Annotated in this window: 3 protein-coding genes; 1 reads left to right on the top strand and 2 read right to left on the bottom strand. The window is 53.5% G+C overall.

Features of this window, described 5'->3' with window-relative positions; translation table 11 throughout:
- The first annotated feature begins 556 nt into the window (after nucleotides 1-556).
- Nucleotides 557-1,189 carry a hypothetical protein gene (locus FFS68_RS17640; protein WP_137754508.1) on the top strand — a complete coding sequence of 211 codons (633 nt, stop codon included), beginning with the start codon at nucleotides 557-559 and terminating at the stop codon, nucleotides 1,187-1,189.
- Between the two features lie 118 nt (nucleotides 1,190-1,307).
- Here FFS68_RS17640 and FFS68_RS17635 read toward each other — a convergent pair whose 3' ends face one another.
- Nucleotides 1,308-3,665: a DEAD/DEAH box helicase family protein gene (locus FFS68_RS17635; RefSeq protein ID WP_137754507.1), complete on the bottom strand. Its 2,358-nt coding sequence runs from the start codon at nucleotides 3,663-3,665 to the stop codon at nucleotides 1,308-1,310.
- A partial coding sequence (locus FFS68_RS17630) for a DNA methyltransferase (RefSeq protein WP_137754506.1) occupies nucleotides 3,662-4,808 on the bottom strand: 1,147 nt, incomplete at its 5' end. The genes FFS68_RS17635 and FFS68_RS17630, both read right to left, overlap by 4 nt.

Raw genomic sequence — 4,808 nt, 5'->3', positions numbered from 1 at the left:
ACACTCGCTCCCGACGCTCCGATATCCTCGCTCATCACCGCTCCTCGCAAAGAGCGGCTATCAGCACCCCGCAGCAGCTTCCCGCAAGGTGGCCTTCAGGACACGGTTACGATGCTACGCCGAGACATCACACATCTCCCACGCATGCTGGTTTCGACGACGTTCGCGCTGCCACAAACTTCGCGATGCTATCGACCTTCACCAAGGTCCGCCGACCTATTCGGCAAACCTCCACGTCACCGGCCCTGACCAAGGACCAGGCGGTCGTCTTTCCTATCGACAGAGAACGACAAAATTCTGCGATGCTGATCAGTGCAGGTAAACTGGCGGCATGAGCGTGAAATATCGAGTTTGGCTGTGGTGCCGAGAGAGCGTTAAAACTGAGTTCTGATTTAGTCATGTTAGCCTCCATTGGGGTTGGGAGGCGTAGTGATCTACACACGGATCAAGCTTTGAAAACGAATATATTTCGCGCTGAAGGGCCGATTATCCTTGGACTTACCTCGATATACAATCCCAACGGGATGGGATAATATCCACGCGAGGAGTCAAGCTGGTGACAGAGATTTCGAAGCTGGAAGCAAATATTTTTGGGGTGAGATCATTTTCCGTGGATGAAGATGAATTTGACCGGGCATGTCACGCGATTGAGCGCGAATATGTCCGGAGGGGGCTTTGGACTCGGGCAGAAGCTGCGTCTCTCCATGAAGATTCGCACCACGTTTGGCTTCGTCGTTTCGCCTATGCGCTCGTCAGGCGTCTCATTCGGCAAGGGGACACCGAGCTACTTTTTGATCGCATAAAACGTCATCGACCCTCACAACGAGGCCGAGACGGCAATCCAAATATCTTCCAGTCGGGCCTGAAGGCAATTTTCGCGCACCGACCCGTAAATCTTAATCCTCGCGACCAAGAGCGGTTCGGTGAACAGTTGATGTTCGCGTTCAAGCACTTCGTGCCGCCGCCATTTTTGGAAGGCTTCCTTCATCAAACGCATGCTCACCGAAAAGCATCCGAGGAAATCGCGCCGCTTTTTGTCGACTGGATCGACGAGGGGTGGGATCGAATGACCGAAGATGAAGATGATTTCAGTCGCGAGTTTCTCCCTGATATACGCCGACAAATCAAAAAAATAGAGAAAGAGCGCAAGCGGCGGAGCAAGCCTGAAAACCGTATCTGGCCCGGATAATTTGGGGGCGGGCGCAGTTGTGGCACACTGCTACTTTCGCCACAGCCGCATTGCGACCGTATTGATGTCATCCGGTCGATGGGCTGCTATCGGTGCGGCATGTAGCCGAGAAGCAAGGTCATTTAGATTCCAATGCGCGCGTGACCGCCTCTTTCAAAGAGGAATGATTGGTGCAACGAATCTGCCCCGTCGTCGTCATGCGCCAGACCGCGAAGCCCGACTTACTGGTCTGCTTCATCGTGTCATTAGACCAGGATCCTTCAGTCAGAAATCGGACGAGCACACGCTGCTGGCCCTTTTCGTCTCGTATCGCGAGAAGTTTCCTGCCCGCCTCAGTTTGCAAAAGGAAGCCGCCTTTCGGATCTAGCGCGAAAACCTTTTCGTCTTTCCAGACGAGGAAATCTGGGAAAAACCTCCGGCTTTCGCCTTTCTCCAAGAGCGGGATTGAGTAGCCGCCGTTTACCGGATTGCGGACCCATGGATAGCCTGTGGCATCTATTTCGCGCGCCACATCGAGTTCTGGCCCATTGAGATCGCTATAGCCATCGTGTCCGGAGTTGACGAAAATTTCCATTACATCGGGTTTCGTCATTGCCGCGCTGACAACATACGGATTGTAATCTTCGAACGCGAGTTCGGCGTGAGCTAGATATGTGTCAACGAGCCTCTCGCCATCATCACGCAGCTGCTGCGCTGCAATGCTCGTGATTTCAACTTTGGCCTCGAATTTAGGGTCTGCCCAATCGATGGTTTTAGCGGCTTCAGGATAGCGGGACTGCATATGCCGCCGTATGAGCCAACGAGCGATAACACGATTGGAGTGTTCTTTCTGAACAGTCTGTATGTTCGGTTTAGATCCATCTCCGACTTGTTGAACAGCGCGCGTCAACTCGCCAGCGCCCCGCACATTTGGAGAATCCGCAGTGTAATCGTGGATCGCACGAATCGCGTCTGACAATGGCACCACCGCCTCATCCGCATCAATATGGATCTCGGGAACCGTAAGCATTTTCCTCGGCTCAAGCCGAGCTCGGCGTCGATCCCTCGCATCGCTGTAGCCGTCCAGCTTAACGTCGGGCATCTCAGCGGCTATCTTCCGGCGAACGACCTCAAGTATGCGAGGAAACTCTTGCTTGCTGTCGATGCGAATATAAAAATTCGCCGTGTTGAGTAGTGGGTCGGTATAATGGCGCGCACCGGGTTGCCGGAGAACTCGCCCGATAACTTGCTCCACCTGAAGGGCGGAGCCCATCGACTTGTCAATGTATGCAAAGCAACAAGCCGGATCGTCCCAGCCTTCTTGGAGGCTCTGGTTGAAAATGATGTGCCGAAAATTTCCTTCAGAAAAGACATTGAAATCGTCTTCTCCGCCGGAAAAAAGCTTGAAATCAGAGGGGGCTGGATAGTCCTTCTGATTCATTTTTAGATCGCAATAAACAGCAATTTCGCTGGCAGGAATGCCTTTGCTCTCTACTAGATACCGCCAAATGAGGATCGGCGGAGCTTTTCTGTCATTGAAAGGCTTGTTCGGATTGTCCGCTGTGCCATCGTCTTGGCTCACGTTAGTGCGGCACACATAGATCGCCTTCGGAGCAAAACCGGCGTCCAAATCCTGTGCTCTGACAGTAGCAAGCTGAAACTCTTCCACCATGTCGTTCAGGGTGGTTTCCATCTCCGTATCATACCCGCCAAGCACTATCTGGCGTTTCACAAGCCCGGCTTCGACTGGCTCTTTCGAACGAATCGCCGTAATGAGGCACCTTGAAGGTGATCCCTCGAGGTCAGTATGCGGGGTATCATCCCAACCGACTTGCTTTAAACGCTCTACAACTTGTCCCAGCCTACCGGGAGTCCGCATCGTTGCGGAGGCCGCCAAGATCACGTCTGGCTCGAGCTCTAAAATTAGATTTGTCTGTTGATCTGAAAGGTTGTGCGCTTCGTCGTAGACGACGATTAGTGGACGTCGTGCAGGCGCCCCCGGCGATTTTCGTTCACCGAGTATCTCCCACAGCGCACCATCGTTTTCATCCTCGTCTTTTTGATGGACCTTCAGTTTGCCATCGCCTTTAGACTTTTGATTGAAACTGCCGACCGTCGCCAGAAGCAGCAATGCCTGAGTATCGTCGTGGATTTGCGCTATTTTAACTTCAGCCAGATAGCCCGTTACAAACTCAGATATCAGATGAGCGTATTTTCCCCCTGGCTCAAAATTTGCGTACGTTTGATCTACAACGGCCTTGGACTTTGAAATCCACAACACTATCGGTTCGAGCGGCATGGTTGCCCGCATCAACGCTACTGCGTCAGCTAGGATGGCCGTCTTTCCCGATCCGGTCAGCGATGCGAGTGCCTGATAGAATGGGGTTGGCCACCCCATATACTCCATCGGTCGCCGCTTATCTGTCACGAGCAACTGGTAACGCTCCATAATCTGGAGACTGGCTTTGGTCTGAAATGGCAAAAGAGAAATGCTCATGCGCCACTCTCCGCCGCGTCAACATCGGCAGTTTCATTGACGCCATACGGATGAATGGCCTCATTGAAGCCTAGTACGTCTAGGATCTTGTTTGGTATCTGGTAAAACTCGACGTTCGGGCCGCTATAGGTCGAAATGCGGGCATATACATGGAACGGCTGACTTATGCCCTCCGCTTCTGCCTCTGCTGCAATGGCGCGAAATGCCGTACGGTTGAGCACTGAGGGTTGATCCGGCCCATTCCACACGAGGAAAAATCCTTCCCCCTTGCCGCTTTTAGCGAACAGGTGGACGTGACTTCCCGCTGGCATACGTTGCAAGTGCCCAGCAGATCGGTCGCGTTGATCCCAGTATGACGTTAGCAGGAGGTCGACCATTTCCTCGCGCTCAAGGGCAAGGACGGCGCTGGCATCGACCTGATCCATTAGCTTGGAGAAGCGGAACCCTCCCGGTAGTGGTTCGGCGCTGAGAGACACCTTGCCATCCTTCGACGCACGTTCGCCGGAAATAACACGCTTTAGCCGCTCGTAGGTCAGAGTCCGAGCATAAGCATCTCCGCGCTCCGGCCGACCCTGCTCCACTAACAGGAATCTGCGCGATGCACCGGACTCGTGGTTGAGGCCTAACACCGCATGGCCAGTTGTTCCCGACCCGGCAAAAGGGTCGAGAACTATGCCCGATGGCGGGCACCAAATCTGAATGATCTTTTTTATAAGCTTTAGCGGTTTAACGGTCTCGAACCCATGGCCCGGGCCGACGATCGCTGTGAGCTCGTTGATGCCCGACTGGCTATGGCCAGACTGTTCATGGTCCCACGAAGTGCTATCTGTGACAAGGGGAGAGTCATAGTCATCGTCTGACCAGTAAGTCATGGGCGTGATGCCCTTCTTCACGTCTTCAAGGTACTTTTTAACGCCGAAAGTCCCTTGGCCGTCATCTCTCCAGTGCCCGATCGGCCATACTTCAGTATCGCGGATTTTCTCCACAATCTTCTTGGCCTTTTTGAGATCCCCATCGATGACAAGGGCGTCTGCGGATTCCGAGGTCATCACGCGCAGTGTTCCGATTTGATCGTGCGCAGCATTCCGACGTGATCTCGCGCAGCATTCCGATTTGAAGCTGCGCACCATTCCGATTTGATCA

It is taken from the genome of Sphingopyxis sp. L1A2A (genome assembly GCF_005502465.1).
Classification (GTDB): Bacteria; Pseudomonadota; Alphaproteobacteria; order Sphingomonadales; family Sphingomonadaceae; genus Sphingopyxis.
Note: the sequence above shows the minus strand (reverse complement) of the source record. Positions and strands in the feature narration are given on the sequence as shown.

Excerpts from the sequence above, each read along its gene's own strand:
- FFS68_RS17635 (WP_137754507.1), bottom strand. The coding sequence starts at position 3,665 with ATGAGCATTTCTCTTTTGCCATTTCAGACCAAAGCCAGTCTCCAGATT.